A 21,934-nucleotide genomic window follows, 5' to 3' on the forward strand; every position below is an offset into this window, starting at 1 on the left:
TGCTTAGTGTTCCCGCAAAAGGTGTTTTTTACTTTTTAAAAAAAGCGTAGTGCTTCAGCCGGATCCAACCGGGCCGCTTTCACCGCCGGATACAGACTTGATACTGCCGCCAGCGCCGCCGACAGCAGCACAGACATGGCCAGTGTCTGGGAGTTCCAGTCTATTGTGACCTGCATTCCCGCCAAAAAGGGACCAAACAGGCGGGCCAGGGCCAAACCGGCTATATACCCCACCGCACCGGCCAGAAAGCTGATGAGAACCGCCTCCAGCACCACAATGGCTGCCACGTGAGAGCTGCGAAACCCGATGGCCCGGAAAATCCCGATTTCCCTGGTACGGTCATTAACGGAAGTCAGGGTGGTAACAAGCACGGTCAACACCGTAACAAAAAGAATCACACTGCTTAGTATCAGTCCGAAAGAATAAAAGCGGTCGATGGTCTCTTCCCTAATCAACGCCGCCTGCCGCAGCGCTGTAACCCGGGCATTGGGCAGGACATCGGAGAGCTGAGCCACCGCTTCCTCCACCGGACAGAAATTGCAGTAGGCGGCAATTTCAATCATGGATAACTGCCCGGGCCGGCCCAATAGACGCTGGGCAGTGGGTAATGCGGTAAAAATCAGACCGTCCTCCTGTCCACCGGTCTGGTTAAACACACCGTAAACCATAAACTGTTTATCATTTAGCAAAATAGTATCCCCGGCACTCTTTTCCAAAGCCCGGGCTGTGGCGGACCCCAGCAAAACTCCGTCTTCGGGAAGCTCCCAAAAAGCCAAATCCGGGACCGGTTCTTCCGGCGCACCGGCATACTCTGCCAGGGAAAACCAAGGCTTAAGGGTCGCTTCCTGACTGATATCACCACCCACCAGCAGTGCCGGCTTGTCGCCTGCTTCCACCGCACCCACCAACTTGGGCTGAATAATATTAATGCTTTTACGTTCCGGAATGGTGTCGATTTTGGGCAAATCGTCTTCAGTGAGACTTTCTGTATTGTAGGACACATCCACCGTATGTACGCCGCCGTAGGTGAGCTGGGTCCCTTCCGCCTGAGGCAGGATGACAATATTAGCACCAAACTCGTCCAGCCTGTCCCCTAACTCCAGCCGCATAGCCTCCACTATGCTCAAAAGAGCAACCACCGAGGCTACTCCGATAATGAGGCCCAAAGCCACAAGTAACGCTTTTACTTTCCGCCTTTTCAGGTTGCTAAAGGCAATGGTGTATAAATCCATATCTGCTGCCTCCGGATGTGAATAACTTCACTTCATTGTAGCATGGCAGCTAATAAAAGAAAACACCTTCTGTTGCCAGAAGGTGTAAATCTATTTCACTAAATGAAACGCAGTGCTTCCACCGGGTCAAGCTGAGAGGCCTGACGGGCTGGGTAGATACTGGCCAAAAGGCCGATTACCACTGCCAGGAATATGGCCAAGAGAAACATATCCAAGCGCCAGGGAACCTGAATGTCCATGTTGGCCAGCAGAGGGCCGGCGTAGCGTGCCACCGACATACCGGCCAGATAGCCCAGGATTCCTCCCACCACACTGATGAGGACCCCTTCCAGCAGAATAATTTTTGTTACATGGGACTTGCGGAAACCTATGGCGCGAAACACTCCGATTTCCCTGGTCCGCTCCCGTACTGCACCGGACATGGTCAGAGCCACTACCAACAGGCCCACCAATAGAATCAACACCGATACGGACATGCCAAAACGTACCAGGCGCGTTAACATTTCATCCCGCCGCAGCGCTTCCTGCCGCAGGCTGGTAATCTCTGCGTGGGGCAGGGCGTCATTTAGCTGAGATAAAAGCGCCTCTTCCGAACCCAGCGTATAATCGGCGGCCATTTCAATCAGTGTCACTTCACCGGGGCGCTCAAGCAGTGACTGAGCCGCACTGATGTTCATAAAAATCTGTTCATCTTCGGCGGAACCGCTGTCCTCCAACACGGCAAACACCTGAAAATCTGTGCCGGAGAGGGTCAGATAATCACCTTCCATCACTCCCAGGTTTGCTGCCAGGGTGGAGCCAAGCATAAGTTCGCTGTCGCTGAGAACCAGTCTGTCCAGATCTTCCCGGGCCAGATCCAGCCGCTCAAACTCCATCACTTCACCGTCTTCACCCACCATTACCTCGGTGGCATCTTCCATCATTTCATCTTCACTGCGCAGGCGCAACCATGGTTTTACCATAAATTCCTGCTGCAAAACGGCGCCCACCACAATGAGGTTCTGTTCAGCTTCTGTGGTAGCTACTCCTAACAATTTTGGCGCAACAGCCCGGAGCATATCCCGGGAAGACACGCCGTCGATGGCTTCCACATCCTCAAGAGTCAATACCTCCACATCAAACATGGCTGCCGGCAGGGTTATACCGCCATAGGAGAAAGTGAGTTCTCCCGCATCGGGGGTAATAACCACATTGGCCCCAAATTCTGATACCTGCCGTGTCATTTCCACCTGCATGGTTTCCACCACGCTGTAAACAGATACCATGGTGGCAATGCCGATCACCAGGCCCAGCAGCACAAACACCATTTTAGCCTTGCGGCGGCGGAGGTTATTTATAGCAATATGGTAAAGCTGCATATTATCCCTCCATTACCCTTTGTGGCCGGAAACCAGCTGCAAAATCTCCGCTTTATCGGTGCAGATCTCTCCGTCCTTCATCAGGATCGTACGTCCCATATATTTGGTGTTGTCCGGATTATGGGTCACCATCAGTACAGTGAGCCCGTCGTCGTTTAGTTTTTGAAACAAAGCCATGATTTCATCACCGGTTTTGGTATCCAGGCTTCCTGTGGGCTCGTCGGCTAATACCACCGGCGGCTCATTGACGATGGCCCGGGCAATGGCCACCCGCTCCTGCTCACCGCCGGACATCTGGTTGGGCAAGCGGTTCATTTTACCGGCCAGGCCCACCCGGCAAAGAACGTTTTCTGCCATTTCCCGTTTAACTTTGTTGGGATGACTGGTTGTGGTAAGGGGCAGCATTACGTTCTCTGCAGCGGTCAGATAGGGAATCAACTGAAACTGCTGAAACACAAAGCCCAGATACTCGCGGCGGAAATCAGCCCGTTTTTCCGATGAAAGCTGATATAAATCAATGCCGTCAATCTCCATGGTTCCCGTTGTGGGCGGGTTCAGCCCACCCAAAATAGAGAGCAGCGTACTTTTACCTGAGCCGGAGTGGCCCATTACCGCCACCGATTCCCCACTGAAGATATCCAACGTCACACCGCGCAGTGCGTGCACTTCATCGCCCATTGATTTATAGGTTTTAGTCAAATCTTTCATGGAAATCATGATATCACTCATGTCAATTCCTCCTCATTGGTTCAGCTAGATAAAGCGCAGCGCTTCTGCCGGATCCAGCTTGGCAGCCTTAAGCGCAGGGTAGGTGCTGGCCAAAAGGGCCAATACAGCCGATAAAAGAATAGCCGGCAGAATCAAATCATAACGAAGTGGGACACTGCCCTGGATTTGCGCCAAAAACGGTCCGGCCACACTGGCGGCGGCGCTGCCTAATAAATAGCCGGCCAACCCGCCCAAAATGCTTACCATTCCCGCTTCCAGATAAACAATTTCCATCACATGAGCCCGCCTGAAGCCAATGGCTCTGAAAATACCGATTTCCCGTGTCCTTTCATTAACCGAAGACAGCATGGTTGTCAGTACCACTAGTGCGGCAATTAACAAAACCACACCGGAAAGAGCATAACCAAAGGCAGTAAACTGATCAATGGTCTGATAACGGAACTGGGCCGCCTGCCGCAGTGCGATTACGTTGGCGTTGGGCAATGCGTCGGAAAGACCGATTACAACCTCTTCAATGGGGCAGAAGTTACAATAGGCGGAAACTTCTATCATAGTCAGTTCGCCGGGTCGTCCCAATAATCCTTGCACCACAGGCAAATTGGCGTAAATCAAGCCGTCTTCCTCCGTGCCCATAGGGGCAAGAACCCCAAAAACAGTGAATGTCTCTTCATTGATCTCCAGTCTGTCACCGGCATTCTTGTCCAGAACCCTGGCGGCGGAAGAGCCCAGAATAATTCCATCTTCCGGCACATCCAACAGAGCCAGCTCTCCTACGCTCTCTCCCCGGCCCACACCATCCTGGGACTGCAGGGAGAACCAGGGTTTTTGGGTAAATTCCCTCTTGGTATCCACACCTACAATCAAACCGTTTTGTCCTTCAGCCTGGACAGCACCCACCAGTTTGGGAGATACAATATTCACATAGTCTACCACCGAAGATTCATATATCTTAGGGATATCATCTTCGGTAAGAGTTTCCATATCAAAAGTCACACCGGAAACCATGGTGCCGCCATAATCCAGCTCCACCCCTTCAGAGCGAGGCATAATTACTGCATTGGCACCAAACTCATCAATGCGGTCGCCAAGCTCCAGTCGCATGGCTTCCACTATGCTGAGCATGGCCACCACCGTGGCCACACCCACCACCAGTCCCAACATCAGAAATAGCATTTTCATCTTGCGGCGCTTCAAATTGTTGACGGCAATTTGAAAAATATTCATATGTTCACCCCTGTCGCTTGGCTACATTAGGTATAACTGGCCACGAGAATGTCCGATTCGCATTACCTGCTGACCATCTTTATAGATAAAGATCTCCTGATGACAGCCAAATTCCTGCACATCGACCCGGAGGCTATCCACATCCTCATCGCCTGTTTGTTCAAAGTAGAAATTAAGGCCTAGCTGCTCTAACTCAGCGGCGTTGGCCGGTGCACCACCCACAGCGGCTCCACCGCCGGCGCCGCCGCCACAGCAGCCGCCGCCACCGGCAAAACCGGCATCTCCTCCTGTGCGGGCATAGATAAAGTTATTTATACCCATCACCGCAATTATGGCAATGAGAGCCACGATGACATAATCCTTGGTGCCGCCGCCTCCCCCTCCGCCGTTGGAGGAGCGCTTGGGGGGCTTAGGCGGCCGCGTAGGCCGCTGCTCTTCTCCAAAATCCCATTCCTCTTCAGAAATAATGTCTTTTGCCACTACCTGCACCTCACTTTTTAAAACTTACAGAGCGCGGATTCTCCAGTCCAGCACTTCCTGCTCATCAATAATAATCAAGCCGTCTTCAATAACCGGGTACATATCGGTGGGCGGATATTGACCGCAAGCCTGCACACCGGCAATAAATTCATGGTCCTCAATGGTGAATGTGGTCTGGCAATTGCCGCACACAATGGTTTCACCGGCCAGGGAGTATGTGGTTCCTCTGCAGGGCTCACACATACTGCTTCCCACAAACAAACGGCCTGTGGGGGTAATATAGGCCATGATAGGCACCATCTCTCCCAGTTCGTTTTCACCTTCAAAATACACAATATTATTTTGGTTCACTTCATCAAAAGAAATTTTAATCTGGCCGTCTTCAAAGATCGGCTCCACTGTGGTCATTCCGATAAACTGTCCAATATAAGAGCGTGGTTCTGCCACCGGTTCGCCAAAGTACTCAATGTTACGGTCGTCTCCACCACCAATAAACTGGGTGGCAATAAAAATCACTGCCGCCACTGCCACCAAAACACCGACAATCATGGGCGTTTTGCTCTTTTGCGGCTGGGTAAACTGTTCTTTCTTGCCAACTTTTTTCTTAGACACGTTAAGCTTCCTCCCTTGACCTACTAAGGTCTGTAGTAGTTGTTTTTATTATAAGGCTTGTGAAAAACAAATACAATGCATAAGTTTGACAGTTTTGTGAACAATTCCATAAGACTTATGGAAGCTTTCACAGTCAGGTAAGAAATTTGTAAAAACAGGAGGGGGTTCCCCCCTGTTTTTACGACAAAATTGTTAACAAATATACCCAAGATATAGAACGGTAAATGTTGTTACTGAAAACATTAAAGTGAGAAATAACACTTGTGGAAGTTTATTCTCCACTACATCTGCAGCTAGTAAGCTGTGGATACGCTCTTCCATATGCTGCTTCTTTCCCACAAATCCTGCAGCCACACCGGGACTTACATCCTTTTGCTCCACAACAATACGCCAGGACTTCAAAAGTGTGGCGGCATAAGTTTTGGTACGGCCCATAGCTGCCACCGCTTCCTGGTCACACAACCGTTCCCGCTCCAACAGATAGCGATCCAGCAAAATGGTGCTAAATGGACTGAAAAACATTAAATCCCGGGCCAAATGAAAGAGCCATCCGCTTAAGGTATCACCACGACGGACATGAATTAATTCGTGCAACAATACTCCTTCAATCTCTGTATCGGATAATTGCTCCAACAGTGGCAGGCTGACTACCACCACGGGCCGAAACAGTCCGCCGGCAAAGGCCACAAACCCTTTCCGCCCGGTGAAAACAACTTTGGGCACACTCATTTGCCACCGGTCGCAATATTTTTTCATAATGGTATCCACCCGTAAGCTCTGCTCCGCGGAGGGGTTAAGGGCACTGGCATGCAGCCTCCCAAGATAAAGAGTACTTCCCGCAGCTTTTAGTAGCCCTAAAACAATTAACAGCACCAATATCGGACCCAAAAAACGTATTGCCATGTCACCTGCCCGGCAGAACAGATCAAACAGCTGCCAGAATGGGCCTGCAGGATAATAACCGGTACGGCACTGGGTAGTTAAAACTGTATGATATAGGAAAAAGGCAGCAAAAGGCACGATTAAAGCCACCATATACATACTCATCCGCTGTTTTGGATGGGTAATCTCAAAAACCTTCAGACAGAGATATACCAACGGAAAGATAAAGAAATAGCCAAAAAACACATACACGAAAAAAGTATGCAGGCTAGTCGGCATCAGCGTCACCATCCTTGTGTGCCGCCAATAACTTTTCCAGTTTTTCTATGGTTTCCCGGTCGTCGCTTTTTACACGGGTCATAAAATGGGCCAGCGTTGCATCGGCAAAATCCTCCAGCAAGCTGTCCAATACGTTGCCCACCACACCCTGGGTAAACTCATCCCGGCTCATTGCCGGTATAAAAAACGAGGTATTGCCCTGCTTGCGCTTCTCCAGTATTTTCTTGTCGGACAAGCGCCCCATGATGGTCATCACCGTAGTATAGGCAATTTTACGGCGAGCAGCCAAATCTTCAAAAACATCCCGCACACAAACTTCACAGTCTTTGCGCCAGATAATGTCCATAATTTCGCTTTCCAGGTTACCCAGGATTTTGTTTAAACCCTGCATACCTGGCTTAAAATCTACGGGCAGCTTCTTCATCCTTTGCCACCTCCTTTTCCTCATGTTCTGATTATACCCCATGCATCTACTACAGACAATAGTTGTTTTTTTCACTTGTGTAATCCAAAGCACCAATGGGACACGGGGACCCTCTGCGAGGACAGGCAGGCCTGGGACACGGGGACAGGTCAACTGTCCCATTTTGGAAAAAAGTGCTTATGCACAGAAAAGCCCTTCACCATTGAAGGGCTTTCACTTTTCTATAAATTCTATAAAATGCAACTCATATCTTAATGTCCCTTCTCTTTTCAGCGTGGACGAATTTTGGGACAAGGAACCTGTCCCCGTGTCCCATTATTTTCGGCTGCCGGGTTTGACGGCGGGGGTTCCTTCTTTGCAGAGTGGGCAGTCTGTGGGGTCAAATGATTCTACAGCGACCTGAATCAGGGAAGCGTAGGGGACACCAAAATCAGCTTGGCCTGCGCTGCGGTCCACGATGGAGCCCACACCGATTACTTCTCCGCCTAAGTCCTTAATTACCTCAATTGCTTCCCGAACCGAACCTCCGGTGGTCACCACATCTTCCACCACCAAAACACGCTCACCGGGCTGAATAACAAAACCACGGCGTAAAGTCATGGTGCCTTCTTTATCCCGCTCCACAAAAAGTCCGCGGGTTTTCATGGCCCGGGCCGTCTCATAAGCCATGACCACACCGCCCAGTGCAGGCCCCACAACCACATCAACGTCTTTATCCTCAAACTGCTTTGCCAGTGCTGCGCAAAGTTCCTGGGCAAATTCCGGATATTGAAAAACACGGGCGCACTGCAGATAACGGTTACTGTGCCGGCCCGAGGTGAGCTGAAAATGTCCTTCCAGTAAAACATCGGCTTTTTTAAAAATCTCCAAAACCCGTTCCCTTGTAAGCATATTACCAATCCTCTCTACTCAATTTCCGCCAGCAGCCTTTTGGCCGCTTCTGCCGGGTCTTCAGCCTTGGTCAGCGGGCGGCCCACCACAAGATAGTCGGCACCCTGCTTTAGCGCATCCTTTGGCGTCACAATTCTGCTTTGGTCATCACCGGCAGCCCAGGCGGGCCTAATACCCGGTGTTACAATCACGAAATCTTCGCCGCAGGCTTTTCTGATCCAGGGTATTTCTCTGGCTGAAGCCACTACGCCGTCTAAGCCCGCTTGCTGGCATTGCCGAGCTAAGGCCCCCACATGTTCCGGCAGGCTGCGGGTAACACCCAGTTCATCCTGCAGCTCCTCCTCCGACATGGAGGTGAGGACGGTAACACCGATTAACAGTGGTGCCGGTATGCCCAGTTTTTCAGCACGCTTTTTTGCCGCTGCTGCGGTATCAGCCATCATTTTTTTGCCGCCGGAGGCGTGGACGTTAAACATAAAAGCACCCAGCCCCACCACCGCTTCCGCAGCACGGGCGGCGGTGTTGGGAATGTCATGAAACTTCAAATCCAAAAAAACCTTGCCGCCGGCGTCAGCTATTGTTTTTACAATGCCGGGGCCGGTATTATTATACAGCTGCAGTCCCACTTTAAAAGCGCCCACATGATCCCGCAGAGCGGTGGTCAACGCCAGTGCTTCCTGCTGTGTATCCACATCAAGGGCCACAATTATTTTTTCACGCATCCGCACTCATCTCCTGTTTTTTGCCATTCTTTTTTAGCCAGTCCCACAATTTCCTGTACCGAGGAATATCCCTCTTCCTCTAAGTACCTGTGGATTCCCTGCACCGTTTCCGGACAGACGGTGGGATTAACAAAATTGGCAGCGCCGATGGCCACAGCCGTTGCTCCGGCCAGCAAAAACTCCACCGCATCCTGGGCGCTGCTTATGCCTCCCATGCCGATAACGGGAATATTAACCGCTTCCGTTACCTGCCAGACCATACGCAATGCCACCGGCTTTACTGCAGGGCCTGATAACCCACCGGTTAAATTGGCCAGCACAGGGCGCTTTGTATGCGTATCAATGGCCATTCCCAACAAGGTATTAATCAGGGAAAGGGCATCGGCGCCCCCTTCTTCTGCCGCTTTGGCGATACCGGCAATATCGGTAACATTGGGAGACAGTTTTATAATCAGCGTTTTATCCGTTAAAGACCGCAACTCTTTTACCAGGGCGGACACCACTGCAGGATCGGTACCAAAGGCCATGCCGCCGGCCTTTACATTGGGACAGGAGATATTTATTTCATAAGCGGCGGCCGCTTCCACCTCTTCCAACACCGCGATAACCGCCCGGTACTGCTCCACGCTGTGACCGGCCACATTAACTATTACCGGCGCACCAACGTTCTCAAGCGCCCGGATTTTTTCTTTGGCAGCCTTTACTCCGGGATTTTGCAGGCCAATGGCATTTAACATCCCGGCGGGAGTTTCCGCCAGCCGCACCGGCGGATTACCTGCACAGGGCTCGGCAGTTGTCCCTTTAACTACAATGGCACCCAGCCTGGCAAGGTCAAAAAAGGGCGCATACTCTTCTCCGTAGCCAAAGCATCCGGAAGCAGGCATTACCGGGTTTTTTAAAGTCAATTGGCCAATCTTTACCGTTAAATCAGGCATTGGCAAACACCTCCCTACCGGCAAAAACCGGGCCGTCCACACAAACCCGCTTATATTCTCCAGAGGTTCCCACCGGGACGACACAGCCCAGGCAGGCACCCACACCACAAGCCATCCGGGCCTCCAGCGATACATAGCAGGTTCGGTTATACCGGGCGGCAATGGCACTTACCTGACGGAGCATTCCCTCCGGGCCGCAGGCAAATACATGGGCCTCGCGCTGGGCAATGGCCTTTTGGGCCAACTCGGTAACAAAACCATGGTAACCTGCGGAACCATCATCGGTGGCTTCAGCATATTCACTTACCAGGTTTTCGTAATCTTTCTGCATTACCAGCTCATCTTTAGTCCTGGCACCGTAAAAGAAATAAACATCCTGCCCCGCCTCCCGCAGAGAGCGCAGCAGGTAATAAAGCGGTGCGGCACCTATGCCGCCCGCCACCACCACAGCAGGGCCCTTGTGGTGTGGAAAGCCATTACCTAAAGGCCCTACAATATCCACGGTATCTCCCGCGTTTTTGGCAGACAAAAGAGTGGTACCCCGTCCGGCTGCCCGGTACAGAAGTGTCAGGCTGTCTTCTGAACAGTCATGGACGCTGATGGGCCGCCGCAGGTAGGGATCATGGGTCTCTCCCACCGCCACCTGAACAAACTGGCCCGGCCTGGCACCGGTTTTACCCCTAAGCACCAGACGGCGGACCTGACTGCCCACCTGCTGGTGGCTGATAATCTCCAACGACATTTTTTTCGTCATATTACTCAACCTTTCCATCCCGCATTACCACTGTACCCGCCACCATGGTGAGAACAGGAATGCCGGTCACCGGCCAGCGGTCAAAAGGCGTGTTTTTTCCTTTGGAATAAAACCGTTCTTTCTCTATAATCTGCTCTTGTTGGGTATCAATTATGGCCAGATCTGCAGCGCCGCCGGGCTTCAGTGTTCCGTGGGGAACGCCAAGAATGGCCGCCGGGCGCCACGACATGCGCTCCACCAATTGCGAAAGCGAGATAACTCCCGGGCGGACCAGATGGGTATACAAAAGAGGAAACGCCGTTTCCAGGCCCACAATGCCAAAGGGGGCTGAGATAAAATCATTTGCTTTCTCGCTCTCGGTATGCGGAGCATGGTCTGTACCCACCGCATCAATGGTGCCGTCGGCCAAGCCCTTCCTCACTGCCGCCACATCTTCTGCCGTCCGCAGCGGTGGCTTCATTTTGGCATTGGTATTGTATCCTTCTACCGCTTCATCAGTAAGCAGCAAATGATGCGGTGTCACCTCCGCTGTAACCGGGATACCTTCTTTTTTCGCCTTGCGGATCAGCTCCACCGCTTCGGCACAGGACACATGCATAATGTGGATGCGGCAGCCCGTTTCTTTGGCCAGCACTAAATCACGGGCCAGCATAACAGTTTCTGCCGCCGCAGGCATTCCCTGCAAACCAAGGCGCGCCGACACCACGCCTTCATGAAGCTGACCGTTTCCGGCCAACGCCTCTTCTTCGCAGTGTTCAAAAAGGGGGATATCCAACTCTCGGCAGTATAACATGGCATTTCTCAGCAGCCGGGCATCTGGAACACCCCGACCATCATCTGTGACAGCCCGGGCACCCTGCTTTACCATGCCGCCGATTTCTGCCAGTTCGTTGCCTTCGGATCCTTTGGTAACAGCTCCCACAGGCCACACACGTACCAGATTGGCTTTGGCCGCCAGCTCATTCTGCCGGGCAACCATTTGCGCATTATCTATCACCGGCCTAGTGTTTGGTAAGGCGGTGATGCCGGTGTACCCTCCCGCTGCAGCTGCGCGGCTGCCGGTAAGTACTGTCTCCTTGGCCTCACCACCGGGCTGGCGCAGGTGGGTATGTAAATCAATAAACCCGGGCACCACCACTTTGCCGGCGGCATCAATGATTTCCCGGCCCTCCGCCTCGATGTTTTGGGCAATCCGGGCAATTTTGCCCTCTGCCACCAGCACATCAAAAATACCGTCTATATTCTGGGAGGGGTCTACCACTGTGCCCCCGCGAATAACCATTTCCAACCCATTCACCTCATTTTATTCAGGTTAACACACGGTCCAATACCGCCATTCTTACCGCCACACCGTTGTTAATCTGTTTGATAATCCGGGAACGTGGGGAATCATAAGCTGCCGCAGACAGCTCCACGCCCACATTCACTGGTCCGGGGTGCATAATAATGGCCTCTTTTTTCATAAGTTCCAACCGCCTGTTATTAATCCCGTAATAATCAGCATATTCTGCCAGGGAAGGCAGCAGGCCGCCTTGCTGACGTTCCCACTGGATACGCAGCAAATAGACAACATCCGCTTCTGCCAGCGCCAGATCCACATCGGCCACCAACTCCGCTCCTAATGCCGACATTTCCGGCGGCACCAGGGTAGGGGGGCCTGCCATCTGCACTTTCAGGCCCATGGCCTGCATGGCAAACAGATTGGACCGGGCAACCCGGCTGTGCCGGATATCTCCCACAAACAGCACTTTGCGGCCGGCCAAAGTATCATATTCCTGCCGGATAGTCAATAAATCCAACATCGCCTGGGTAGGATGCTGATGCCAGCCGTCACCGGCATTGATGACCGGGATGTCCAACTTTTGGGCCAAAAACTCCGGGATTCCCGAAGAAGCATGGCGCACCACCAGAGCACTGATACCCATGGCCTGCAGTGTTCTGGCAGTATCCAGCACACTTTCACCTTTGACCAGACTGCTGGACGCAGTTTGCAGTTCAACCACTTCTGCTCCCAGGTTTTTAGCGGCACGCTCAAAGGAACTCTTTGTCCGGGTACTGGGTTCAAAAAACAGCAGACCCACCATTTTACCACGCAAAGTATCCAGAGGCAGCAAGGTGCCCCCGTTATTTATACCATGGTAATGCTGTGCTGCATTCAACAAATCATGTATTTCCTGCTGCGACATCTGATAAGTGCTGAGAAAATGATTAATCATATTTAACCTCCGCTAACAACCGGCAGCGGCCAGTAGTCGTTTAGACACAGCAATACCCAGCATATACAATGAAGCTGTGGGCAGATATGTGGGCGATGAAGCGTCAAATAAAATATTGGCTTTGGCGGGAAATTCATCATCCCCCAGCCAGATCATAAAGGCTAAGGGCAGGCGGGGGAAGGCGGGAATTATGGCTCCGACATGGCCCAGATCCGTTTTCGTGGCTCCCAATGTTTCCGCAGCCTGCAAAAACTTTTCAGAATCATCACCTAACGCTTTGGCCAGCGGGAAAATGGCCTCCTGCTGAAATGGTGCAAAGTGATGCGGTCCCCCGGGCAGCTCCAGAAAAGATAACCACTGCTCCCGACAGGGCAAACCGCTTGCACCGGCCAGATACTGCAAAATAATTATCAGTTCCTCATGGGGCAGGGGCGGCCAGTCTCTGACAGTTACTTCTCCCTCCGGATGGGTCACAGTGCAGTGCTGTCCCAGATAATCAATAATAATAGCACGCCCGTCCTCTATACACCGGCCTCCGGCCAAATCGGCCATAACCGCCGGATCCTTTGCCGCAAAATCACGCAACGCGTCAAAATAAGCCTGTTTGTACTGCATAAATGCCTCCATCTTTAAGATTCCGTTACTAGTTCGTCATATTCAGACTGTTTTCCTTTTTTTCCCCCAAAACCGCCGTGCCGCAAAGCAAAGAAAAAGACGCCTGCAGGCGTCTTAGTGTCAAGCCACAGGCAGGACAATCTTCCGGCCTGTTTTTCCTTTGCGGAAAAGTGGATGAAACATGACTTCATGGTTGACACGCCATAGATTGTCATCATAGCGGAGAGCCAGCTTCATACAATGGTCGGGAAACTTTTCATAACGCAAAAGTGATGCCACCTGGTAGTAAAAATCACGGCCTTCCCTGGTCAGCGCCAGGCGATCCGGCAGGACCATTTTATTCTTCCTTAAATCAGCCACAATGCTCTGCACTTCAAAGCTATAAACGCCGCTGGACCCTTTGTAAAAATCATAACGAATGCCGGGCCTCTCCACAGGACTGGATGCGGCGCTAGCCAAAAACAAGAAGTTGTGCAGCGTACGGGGCCGGTCAAAGGTAAAGGTGGCAAAAAGCTTAAGCACCAGCACATGGTGCAGAGTATAAGTAAAAGAGTAGACAGTCATGTTATCGCCCTTTCGTTAAAGCTTACACCTTCAGTTTTGTCTCAAACCCGCTAAATTATGCCCTGGCATGCCATGGAAAAGGAAGCAAAAAACCAGCCTGCCGCAGCAAGCTGGTTATGATGATACTCTTTGCATTTTCCGCCTTGTTTCTTTTATCTTATACAGCTGATCGTCGGCTTGCTTTACCAGCTCCACCTTATCTTTTGCTGAAACCGGATAAGTGGCGCTGCCAATTGAAACCGACAATTGTCCCCCTGGCATCCGGGAAAAACCGGGGAAGTTATGATGAGAGATTTTTTCTGTAATCCTGGCCACCAACTGCTGCGCTCCAATCTCATCGGTATTGGGTAAAATCACCACAAATTCATCCCCACCGTAGCGGGCCGTCAAATCGCTTTCCCGCACCGCAGTTTGCAAAACCTGTCCAAATTGCCGCAGCAGCTTATCTCCTTCGGGATGGCCAAAGGTATCATTATACAGCTTAAAGTTATCCAAATCCATCATCAGCAGGCTAAGTGGTTTATTTTCCCGCTGGGCACGTTTTAATTCTTTGTCCAGCATCTCCTGAAAATAACGGTGATTGTATAATTCGGTTAGCTCGTCAATCAAAGCCTTTTTCTCCATCTCCCGGTACAGCTTGGCATTCTTAATGGCCAGGGTCATCTGATTGGCAAAGGTCTGCAACAGTTCACGGCGCTCCGGTGTAAAATCATAACGCTCCATATTAGCCAGTATTATTACTCCCAGCTTCTCACCCTGATAAATCAGCGGCAGCGCAGCTTCAGAGCTGTGGCCTAATTGATTAACCCAGGTCTTATCGGTAATACGTTCATCAGTTAACGGATCCTCAATATAAACGCCTTCTTCGGAGGACAGGGCCAACCCGGGCAGGCAAAAATCCACCGAAAATGTATCGGCAGCGCCGAAGACAGGGGGCACATTACTGGCTGCTTTACGCAAAATTTTCCCTTCATCTTCCAGAAGCCAGACATCTGCATAGTCAAAACCCAGGCTTTTGCGGATAATGGCCAGGCACTGCTCCAGTACATGCTGCGGATCCAGAGAAAAGGCAAACAACTCACTGGCCTCAAACAATGATTTTAACTGCTTGTTTTGTGCTTCGGCGGCACGTCTGGAGCGGAGGGAACTTTCCGCCAGGCAGCCCACACAAAGAGCCAAAATAAGAGAGCCGCCCGTTACCATTGCTCCCTGGATACGCATACCGCTAAAGGCCAGGTGGGAAAAAGGCATTACGGCAAAGAAAACAGCCGGCACAGCCAGGGCGATAGCCACCGCCCGGACTCCCTTTTTACCCCAATAATATGGCAGGGCAAGTGAAGGGATAAAATAGGGCCACCACATTATTTGCTTTCCCGCGTCCTGAGCCGGCCCATCACCGGACACAACTTCGGGTATAAAAACCATTATCAAAATGGGAACAGCGTACAACAACATAGAAAAAGTGAGCAGGACAACAGAGGGACGTCGCAGACTACCCATAATCTCCATCACAGCTCACCTTCCTATCTTTAAGTTAATAAGACTCCCTAGTTTAATTCTTCACAAACGGACAAAATCCTTGCATTACTGTAAAAATTAGCAAAAGAAATTCTAATTTTACAGGTTTTCAATTTCAGCTATTATATCAGTCAGGACCTGGCCGGACCCTTCGCGAATTACAACCTGGGCATGATCATCGTAAGGAGTGGACCCTCTATTAATTATCAGTAGGTTTTTGGCATACCGCGGCAGAAACCCCACCGGCGCTACCTGAAGGCTCGATCCCACCACCAGCATACAGTCACACTTTAGAGCCTCCCGGTGAGCCAACTGAAAGTCAGGGGGCATCTCTTCACCAAACAAAGTAACATCCGGCTTTACAGTGTTGCCGCCGCAATGCGGGCAGTCCGGGTCCTTACCTGCTGTTAAAAGCAGGTTCAAATCTGCCAGTCCACTTTTTTTACGGCAATCATGGCAGGTCCCGGTCTGAAATGACCCATGCACTTCCAGCACGTTTTTAGAACCGGCTTTCTGGTGGAGCCCATCTACGTTTTGGGTAATTAGGGACTTAATGATTCCGCTGGTTTCCAAGTCGGCCAATGCTGTGTGGCCGGGGTTGGGCTCCGCTTTATCAATGACCTTTAGTAACGGATGTATCCTGCGATAAAAAGAGTGGGGATCGCGCTGGAAACTATCTATGGTAAAGTCTTCCGGATCTTCTTTTTCCCAAAGACCGGTACCGGGGCTGCGAAAATCGGGGATGCCGCTTTCGGTGGATATTCCCGCACCGGTAAGAACCACAGCATAATTTGCCGAGCTAAGCAGCCGGGCTGCTTTTTTAATGGATTCAGGTAATGGCAAAGTTTTCTCCTCCAGTCATTTTCTCAAATCAGTTATTGGGCTCATGTCGTGGGTTTTTGCGGACCAGATTAACCGCTTTATTTACCGCTGCCACCACATCCACATAGCGTTGAATTTGCAAAACTTCAGCTTTAGAGTAGGTAGCACCTCTCTGTGTCACTACATAGCGTGATGGCAGTTCATTTAATGCCACTGCTGCAATATCCATCCGACAGGACTCACATCTGCAAACATCACTTTGTTCAGAAGCCAGTATTTCATCAAGTCGCTGAAAAACCAACTCCTCCATCAGGTTCCGGAGTTCTATTTGCATACCCCCCCACCTCTTCCTTCATGTTTTCTGTAATTATACCATATATGCCTGAGTTTTCCTGCCTGTAGGGGGAAATAGTAAAATAATTTAAATAATTGTGCGAAGCGTCACCCATGGTCAGGCAATACTGCTCAAAGATACTAGCCTCCAAACTATGTGTCTTACGCAGCCTGTGGTGGACCGTACGCATGGACTGCAGTACTGTGATTTCCTGCCCCCCTTCCAGCCGGATTGTGGCAGGCTCCGGCTGCGGGCTCACCTCCAAAATAGAACGCAACCGAAAGTAACCGTACGCCGGGTCTCCGCTGACCAACGGTTTTCTTAGTTTAACGGGAACATAGATAAACAGTGGCGCCAAAACCAAAGGAACCAGATTTTTTTGTTTTACCACCGGACCAAACTTGCGCCTCGACTCCCTGACATCCACAGCAAAAGCTGCTGCCAGCCGTGCTATAAAAGTAGTTAAGCGCATTTCTACCCAACCCGTTGTGCCGTCACGAAAAAACACCTCCACCCCGGAACCTAAACCTGACCGGTAAGCAGGCATAAAAGCAGCAATACGCATTACATCTCTGATATGCAAAAATAAAACCTCCTTACTGTTATGTAAGGAGGTTCTGCCTGCTCATTATATGCAAGAGCTTTTCTGTTTGTTCATACCTACTTTAAGAAATCACTGCGCAAATAAGCCATCATATTTCGATGTGCTTTCTCATCCAAATCCAGCGCCTTGTTAATTTCCCGAAAACGGCTGGAAATACTGGAAGAGGACACTTTATATTCATCCGCTAATTCCTTTTGTGTCAGGGAAAGGAAATGAAAACGCGCCAGGCTGTACTCCAGAGCCGCAGCCCAGGTTTCCACTTTTACAATCCGCGGTGTTTCCGGATACACGGTATTAATATAGTCCAGCCAGATAGCCTGAATATCTTCAAAAAACCCGTCCTCATAACAATTGCTTTTACGCATATTTTGCATGGCACAATCAACTACCTGCTGCCATTCTTTCTTCCAAACAGGCATGTTAAATGCATAGTTATCTAAATCAAGCTCTGTTATCCGGCCCTCCTGGAAGGTCTGAACTTTTCCATCATAGCCCATGTTTTTTAACTCCAACAGAGCCAGCTGACGAAATCGCTCCTTAATCCAGGGGTTCTTTACAAAACGACGCAATACCTTACAAGCCGCATCGCCACCAATTTTACCATAAAAATGCAGGATTTCTTCTTTAAATTCATCAGATTCATGATATAGACGGTTTGCCAGCGCTTTGCGAAAACCTTTATTGCTGTTAAATAACTGCACCAGCTCTTCTGTGCTGCCCGTTTCCAAGACACGGTCCAGAAACAGATCCCGTTCCACATAGTTAGGTGATAATTCTTCTAAGGAGCCGTCTTCATCCAAAGCATCCAAAAGCTCCATGGCCTCAAAGGACATTTCGCCATCAGGCTCTGCCTGCAGATAACGGATTAAATATTCCCGGGACTTATCCATATCCTCCAGCAGCCCGTAATTGATGCCCAGCAAAAAGTAACAATCCCCCAGAGTATCATCCAGTTCCGCAATAATATGCAAAAAAATGCGGTTTGCTTCTTTGAGACGGCCCAGTTTGCTCAGCATGCATGCCAGGTTGTAATGATTAAAGGCGTTATCCGGTTCGGCAGCCACAGCACGCTGAAAAAATCTCAGAGCCTTGTCGGGCTTGTTTTTTTGGTAATAGAACATGCCTTTTTGCAAATAGAAACCTGCGTCCTGCTCAAAAGGAACAATATTGCCATGAATCAGAACACCGCCTGTTTCTTTTTTTTGTCCTACATCTTTCATGTTCTCACCACCATTAATCCGATTTAAAATCTGTTTTATTCCGCCAGCCCTAGATATACGTCCCTTTCCAGTAACCGGTCGTAATCGGTCCATCCATCAGGCTTGCTTCCCTTGCCTGCCACCTGCGCAAACTGGTTCAAGCGGGCCGAAACCAAATCTGCATGATGCAGGGCAAATGCGGCAAATGTTCTGGGAACCTCAGGTGAACCCCACTCCTTCTGCCCATGATGAGAAAGTATGAGATGTGACAGTTCCATCTGCAGCTCTGCAGGAAAGCCAGGTATCTGCCGTACTCGCTCATCCAGCATTTCTTTGCCGATGACAATGTGGCCAATGAGTTTTCCTCTTGTTGTCATCTCAAAAGTCAGGCTCTTTGTATCATACTCCTCGATTTTACCCATGTCATGCATCAGCGCCCCGCACAGCAACAGCGACTGATCCAGTTCATGATAAGACCTGGCAAAGCGGTAACACAAAGCAGCCACTTCCAGGGAATGCTCCAAAAGCCCGCCCACATAGTTATGATGAACAGACCTTGCAGCCGGCGCCTCACTGTACAGGCGAAAAAACTCTTTATCTTCAAAAAATGATTTCATTAGCTCCGCCAGATGCGGCTGCGTAATTTCAGTGAGAATATGGCGCAGCTCACCAAGCATATCTTCCCGCTCCCGCGGTGCTACCCGCTGAAAAAACTGACGCTGCACCTCTTCAGGCGGCACAGGCTCCAACCCGGAAACCACCAGCTGTGGCCCCCGGTAATGACCCACCTCACCACGGACACGCAGCACATCGCCAATTTCAAACCTACCGGCCAGCTCCGGCCCTTTATCCCAGGCCACCGCTCGAATGGTACCACTTCTGTCGGCCAATTGCATACGCAAAAACTGCTCTCCGGCCCGGTTAGGCTGATTAAAAGCAATCAAAGTTTTTTCTGTAGCCACAAACTCACTGTGCACCGTATCCCCTGTTTTCAAATCCGATATAAATTGTTTATCCAAACCGTTGCCTCCATAAGAAAGACACGCTTATGCAGTTCCCTAAAGGCGTGGCTTTCAACTCTCTTTACACTATATTCAGCATAACGGTTTGATTTCCTCTTTCGACATAATCCGGAGTATTTATTTATCCCAAGCTTTCATCACACAAAAAAAACCGACCACCCGGCCGGCAAATGGATATGTGCGCTTCTTGCCACAGAACTCACTCATACCCAATACCATTATATACAAAATTCAACTTTTTATAACATTGTCAAAGAATAGTGCTTTTGGGGGCCATTTGTCCTGACATGATAAGACAGACGCCTTTTAGCAAAAAAAAAGACTAAACAGTTGATTCATCCACTGTTTAGTCTTTTTTACTAAACATTGATTTGCGTTTGGTCACATAAGCTGCCGCCGCAGCCCGGTTGGCCAGATTTAGTTTGGAAAAAATGTTGGAAACGTAATTTCGAACAGTCTTTTCTGCCAAGAATATGGCGTCGGCAATTTGCTGATTTGTTTTTCCCTCAGCAATCAACATTAAAATTTTCCGCTCAGTTTCGGTAAGCTTAGCCTCGTTTTCTTTTTCGGTGGCAATATCTTTCATCCGCCCCATCACTTTTCCTGTAATGCTGGGGTCAAGAAGTGATTCCCCCTGGGCCACCCGCTCCACCGATTCAATTAACTTGTCATTATCCATTTGTTTTAAAACATACCCGGAAGCACCGGCCATAATGGAAGCATAAACAGCTTCATCGTCGGCATATGAGGTCAGCATAATCACCTTAATATCACTGGAAACGCCACGAATTTCCCGGCAAGCCTCTATCCCGTTCATATCCGGCATTCTGATATCCATAACCACCACATCCGGCTTTTCCTGCTTTGCTATTTCTATAGCTTCCTCACCGGATTCTGCCTCTCCCACCACAGTAAAATTATCCTGTAATTCCAGCAAAGACTTCAGACCCATACGCACCACAGCATGGTCGTCAACAATTAGAACTCGAATCATACCGGTTCCCCTTTCATTTCACCTTCCGACCCAAAATATTGGGCATTTCTGATAAAAGAACTCTGCAAATAACTGAGTTTGGTGTAAGGAAGGGTTATCTCAAAACGTGTCCCCTCCCCCGGTGCCGCATGAAACACAATTGTTCCCTGCAGCATAACAACCCGATGGAAGATGTTGTCCAAACCCTGATTCTGTCCGGCCTGCGGATCTATCTTTACAGTTTGCGGATTAAAGCCAACTCCGTCGTCAAATATTCTGAGCACAAGGTTGTCCTCTCTAAAACTAACCCTTACCGTAACCGTAGAGGCACGCGAGTGTTTTGCAGCATTGGACAACAGCTCCCGCACAATTTGCAGTATATGATTAACCTGCACAATGTTCAAGTCACCAACCTGTTTTCCCTCCACGGAAAATTCCACTTCCATAACTGCATTTTCACGGTATTCAACGATTAACTGCTGCAAAGCTTCTTTTAAGGAAACACTTAAATAGTCGTCCAGATGCAGCTCCTCAATATAATCACGAACATCCTGAATGATTTTATCCAAATCTTTTTTTACAAACTCCATTTGCCGATCCGCCTCTTCAGGCTTCTTCCGGCATAGAATAGTAAACTGTTTCAGCTTTAGCCCCACACCGTAAATAGACTGAATAATCCCGTCATGCAGCTCCCGGGCAATACGGTCCCGCTCCTCGGCCAATACCTGACGCTTCAAAGCCTTTTCCAGGCGGTGTTCCCTTTCCACCTCAAAAACACTGACAATCTTGACCACCAAATAAGTCATGACAATCAGGTAGATGGAGCGAAAAAAAACAATGGGCGCCCCTACAAAAGCCTCAAATGTCTCCCGGTTTAGAATTGCCGCCGGCCAGAGAATAGCGTGGGAGGGAACCATGCCGATTATAAAAACCCCGAAAAAAAACGTATACGCCAGTCCCTTAATATGATTCACCAATGAAGGAATATTAAACTTTTCCACTTCTTTACTGTGCTGAATCAAACCATATCCCGTGAAAAAAAGCCCTGGAGCAGAAAACATATAACGTGAAAGATTGTCTATCATCATCAGATATAAGTGCTGGTTACCCAAAGCCCAAACAAATGCAATCATCAGCAACCATAACCCACTGACTGCAAGAATAACCCGCTTTAAGCTCCTTACCTGAGGGTAGATATCGGCGACCAGGCGAAAACCAAGCCAAAAGATAACCTGATAAGCAACAGCCTTCAGAAAAAGATCACCGGAACTTAAAATTTGCACCCACTCTGCAGATAGCCCACTTTCCTTAATTAACAAGATAATGGTAATAAGTTCGGTAATGCCGAATAAAGCCCCATAAACCGCCAATAGCCATAAAGATTTAGCTAACTTTAGCTCACTGCTCCGGTTAATTTTCAAGGCAATGGCAAAAGCATACAAAAAAAACAGCATCATGTAAATGATACGCATGAGCAGCATATTTTCAGCAAAAAATTCACTGATCATTCACACACATCCTCGCGCTGACTTCTTTAAGTATATT

The 21,934-nt window shown here is 49.7% G+C and carries 24 protein-coding genes; all 24 read right to left on the reverse strand.

Translation table 11 applies throughout. From position 1 onward, the window contains the following. Positions 1–35 precede the first annotated feature (35 nt). The gene (locus DEALDRAFT_RS05255; protein ID WP_008515542.1) at positions 36–1,232 is read right to left on the reverse strand and encodes an ABC transporter permease; all 1,197 of its coding nucleotides are present in this window, start codon (positions 1,230–1,232) and stop codon (positions 36–38) included. 98 nt (positions 1,233–1,330) lie between these two features. Then, positions 1,331–2,590, reverse strand: coding sequence for an ABC transporter permease (locus DEALDRAFT_RS15900; RefSeq protein WP_008515545.1), 1,260 nt, complete (start codon positions 2,588–2,590; stop codon positions 1,331–1,333). Positions 2,591–2,602: 12 nt separating this feature from the next. Next, the gene (locus DEALDRAFT_RS05265; RefSeq protein ID WP_008515546.1) at positions 2,603–3,319 is read right to left on the reverse strand and encodes an ABC transporter ATP-binding protein; all 717 of its coding nucleotides are present in this window, start codon (positions 3,317–3,319) and stop codon (positions 2,603–2,605) included. 24 nt (positions 3,320–3,343) lie between these two features. After that, positions 3,344–4,543: an ABC transporter permease gene (locus DEALDRAFT_RS05270; protein WP_008515548.1), complete on the reverse strand. Its 1,200-nt coding sequence runs from the start codon at positions 4,541–4,543 to the stop codon at positions 3,344–3,346. Between the two features lie 21 nt (positions 4,544–4,564). Continuing rightward, positions 4,565–5,023: a hypothetical protein gene (locus tag DEALDRAFT_RS16705; protein ID WP_008515549.1), complete on the reverse strand. Its 459-nt coding sequence runs from the start codon at positions 5,021–5,023 to the stop codon at positions 4,565–4,567. Positions 5,024–5,047: 24 nt separating this feature from the next. After that, positions 5,048–5,635, reverse strand: a complete 588-nt coding sequence (locus tag DEALDRAFT_RS05280; RefSeq protein WP_008515550.1) for a Fe-S-containing protein — start codon at positions 5,633–5,635, stop codon at positions 5,048–5,050. Positions 5,636–5,827: 192 nt separating this feature from the next. Next, positions 5,828–6,796, reverse strand: coding sequence for a M56 family metallopeptidase (locus DEALDRAFT_RS05285; RefSeq protein ID WP_040378484.1), 969 nt, complete (start codon positions 6,794–6,796; stop codon positions 5,828–5,830). Continuing rightward, positions 6,786–7,220, reverse strand: coding sequence for a BlaI/MecI/CopY family transcriptional regulator (locus tag DEALDRAFT_RS05290; RefSeq protein ID WP_008515552.1), 435 nt, complete (start codon positions 7,218–7,220; stop codon positions 6,786–6,788). The genes DEALDRAFT_RS05285 and DEALDRAFT_RS05290 overlap by 11 nt, the downstream gene beginning before the upstream one ends. A gap of 315 nt (positions 7,221–7,535) precedes the next feature. Next, on the reverse strand, positions 7,536–8,111 hold the full coding sequence (pyrE, locus tag DEALDRAFT_RS05295) for an orotate phosphoribosyltransferase (protein WP_008515553.1): 576 nt from the start codon (positions 8,109–8,111) through the stop codon (positions 7,536–7,538). 14 nt (positions 8,112–8,125) lie between these two features. Next, the gene (pyrF, locus tag DEALDRAFT_RS05300; RefSeq protein ID WP_008515555.1) at positions 8,126–8,833 is read right to left on the reverse strand and encodes an orotidine-5'-phosphate decarboxylase; all 708 of its coding nucleotides are present in this window, start codon (positions 8,831–8,833) and stop codon (positions 8,126–8,128) included. Next, positions 8,818–9,768, reverse strand: a complete 951-nt coding sequence (locus DEALDRAFT_RS05305; RefSeq protein ID WP_008515556.1) for a dihydroorotate dehydrogenase — start codon at positions 9,766–9,768, stop codon at positions 8,818–8,820. The genes pyrF and DEALDRAFT_RS05305 overlap by 16 nt, the downstream gene beginning before the upstream one ends. Next, entirely contained in the window at positions 9,761–10,522 is a 762-nt protein-coding gene (locus DEALDRAFT_RS05310; RefSeq protein ID WP_008515559.1) for a dihydroorotate dehydrogenase electron transfer subunit, read from the reverse strand. Before DEALDRAFT_RS05310 ends, DEALDRAFT_RS05305 begins: the two co-directional genes overlap by 8 nt. Position 10,523: 1 nt before the next feature. Continuing rightward, complete coding sequence (locus DEALDRAFT_RS05315; protein ID WP_243441139.1) at positions 10,524–11,804, reverse strand: dihydroorotase; 1,281 nt, start codon at positions 11,802–11,804, stop codon at positions 10,524–10,526. A gap of 25 nt (positions 11,805–11,829) precedes the next feature. Beyond that, on the reverse strand, positions 11,830–12,738 hold the full coding sequence (locus tag DEALDRAFT_RS05320; RefSeq protein ID WP_008515562.1) for an aspartate carbamoyltransferase catalytic subunit: 909 nt from the start codon (positions 12,736–12,738) through the stop codon (positions 11,830–11,832). 12 nt (positions 12,739–12,750) lie between these two features. Beyond that, positions 12,751–13,353, reverse strand: a complete 603-nt coding sequence (locus tag DEALDRAFT_RS05325) for a DUF3786 domain-containing protein (RefSeq protein ID WP_008515563.1) — start codon at positions 13,351–13,353, stop codon at positions 12,751–12,753. A 120-nt stretch (positions 13,354–13,473) separates the two neighbouring features. Beyond that, positions 13,474–13,917, reverse strand: a complete 444-nt coding sequence (locus DEALDRAFT_RS05330) for a hypothetical protein (protein WP_008515565.1) — start codon at positions 13,915–13,917, stop codon at positions 13,474–13,476. 114 nt (positions 13,918–14,031) lie between these two features. Continuing rightward, positions 14,032–15,426 carry a GGDEF domain-containing protein gene (locus tag DEALDRAFT_RS05335; protein WP_008515567.1) on the reverse strand — a complete coding sequence of 465 codons (1,395 nt, stop codon included), beginning with the start codon at positions 15,424–15,426 and terminating at the stop codon, positions 14,032–14,034. A gap of 108 nt (positions 15,427–15,534) precedes the next feature. Then, positions 15,535–16,278 (reverse strand): SIR2 family NAD-dependent protein deacylase, encoded by a 744-nt coding sequence (locus DEALDRAFT_RS05340; RefSeq protein WP_008515569.1) that lies wholly within the window; start codon positions 16,276–16,278, stop codon positions 15,535–15,537. 28 nt (positions 16,279–16,306) lie between these two features. After that, a complete protein-coding gene (locus tag DEALDRAFT_RS05345; RefSeq protein ID WP_008515571.1) occupies positions 16,307–16,591 on the reverse strand; it encodes a late competence development ComFB family protein in 285 nt (94 codons plus the stop codon). Then, entirely contained in the window at positions 16,539–17,174 is a 636-nt protein-coding gene (locus DEALDRAFT_RS05350) for a hypothetical protein (RefSeq protein ID WP_008515572.1), read from the reverse strand. Before DEALDRAFT_RS05350 ends, DEALDRAFT_RS05345 begins: the two co-directional genes overlap by 53 nt. A 77-nt stretch (positions 17,175–17,251) precedes the next feature. Next, entirely contained in the window at positions 17,252–18,415 is a 1,164-nt protein-coding gene (locus DEALDRAFT_RS05355; protein ID WP_008515573.1) for a tetratricopeptide repeat protein, read from the reverse strand. 35 nt (positions 18,416–18,450) lie between these two features. Continuing rightward, positions 18,451–19,413 carry a 3'-5' exoribonuclease YhaM family protein gene (locus tag DEALDRAFT_RS05360; protein ID WP_008515574.1) on the reverse strand — a complete coding sequence of 321 codons (963 nt, stop codon included), beginning with the start codon at positions 19,411–19,413 and terminating at the stop codon, positions 18,451–18,453. Between the two features lie 349 nt (positions 19,414–19,762). Beyond that, on the reverse strand, positions 19,763–20,410 hold the full coding sequence (locus DEALDRAFT_RS05365) for a response regulator transcription factor (protein WP_008515575.1): 648 nt from the start codon (positions 20,408–20,410) through the stop codon (positions 19,763–19,765). Continuing rightward, entirely contained in the window at positions 20,407–21,897 is a 1,491-nt protein-coding gene (locus tag DEALDRAFT_RS05370; protein WP_008515576.1) for a sensor histidine kinase, read from the reverse strand. The genes DEALDRAFT_RS05365 and DEALDRAFT_RS05370 overlap by 4 nt, the downstream gene beginning before the upstream one ends. Between the last annotated feature and the right edge of the window lie 37 nt (positions 21,898–21,934).

This window comes from Dethiobacter alkaliphilus AHT 1, from assembly GCF_000174415.1.
In the GTDB taxonomy this organism is placed as follows: Bacteria; Bacillota; Dethiobacteria; order Dethiobacterales; family Dethiobacteraceae; genus Dethiobacter; species Dethiobacter alkaliphilus.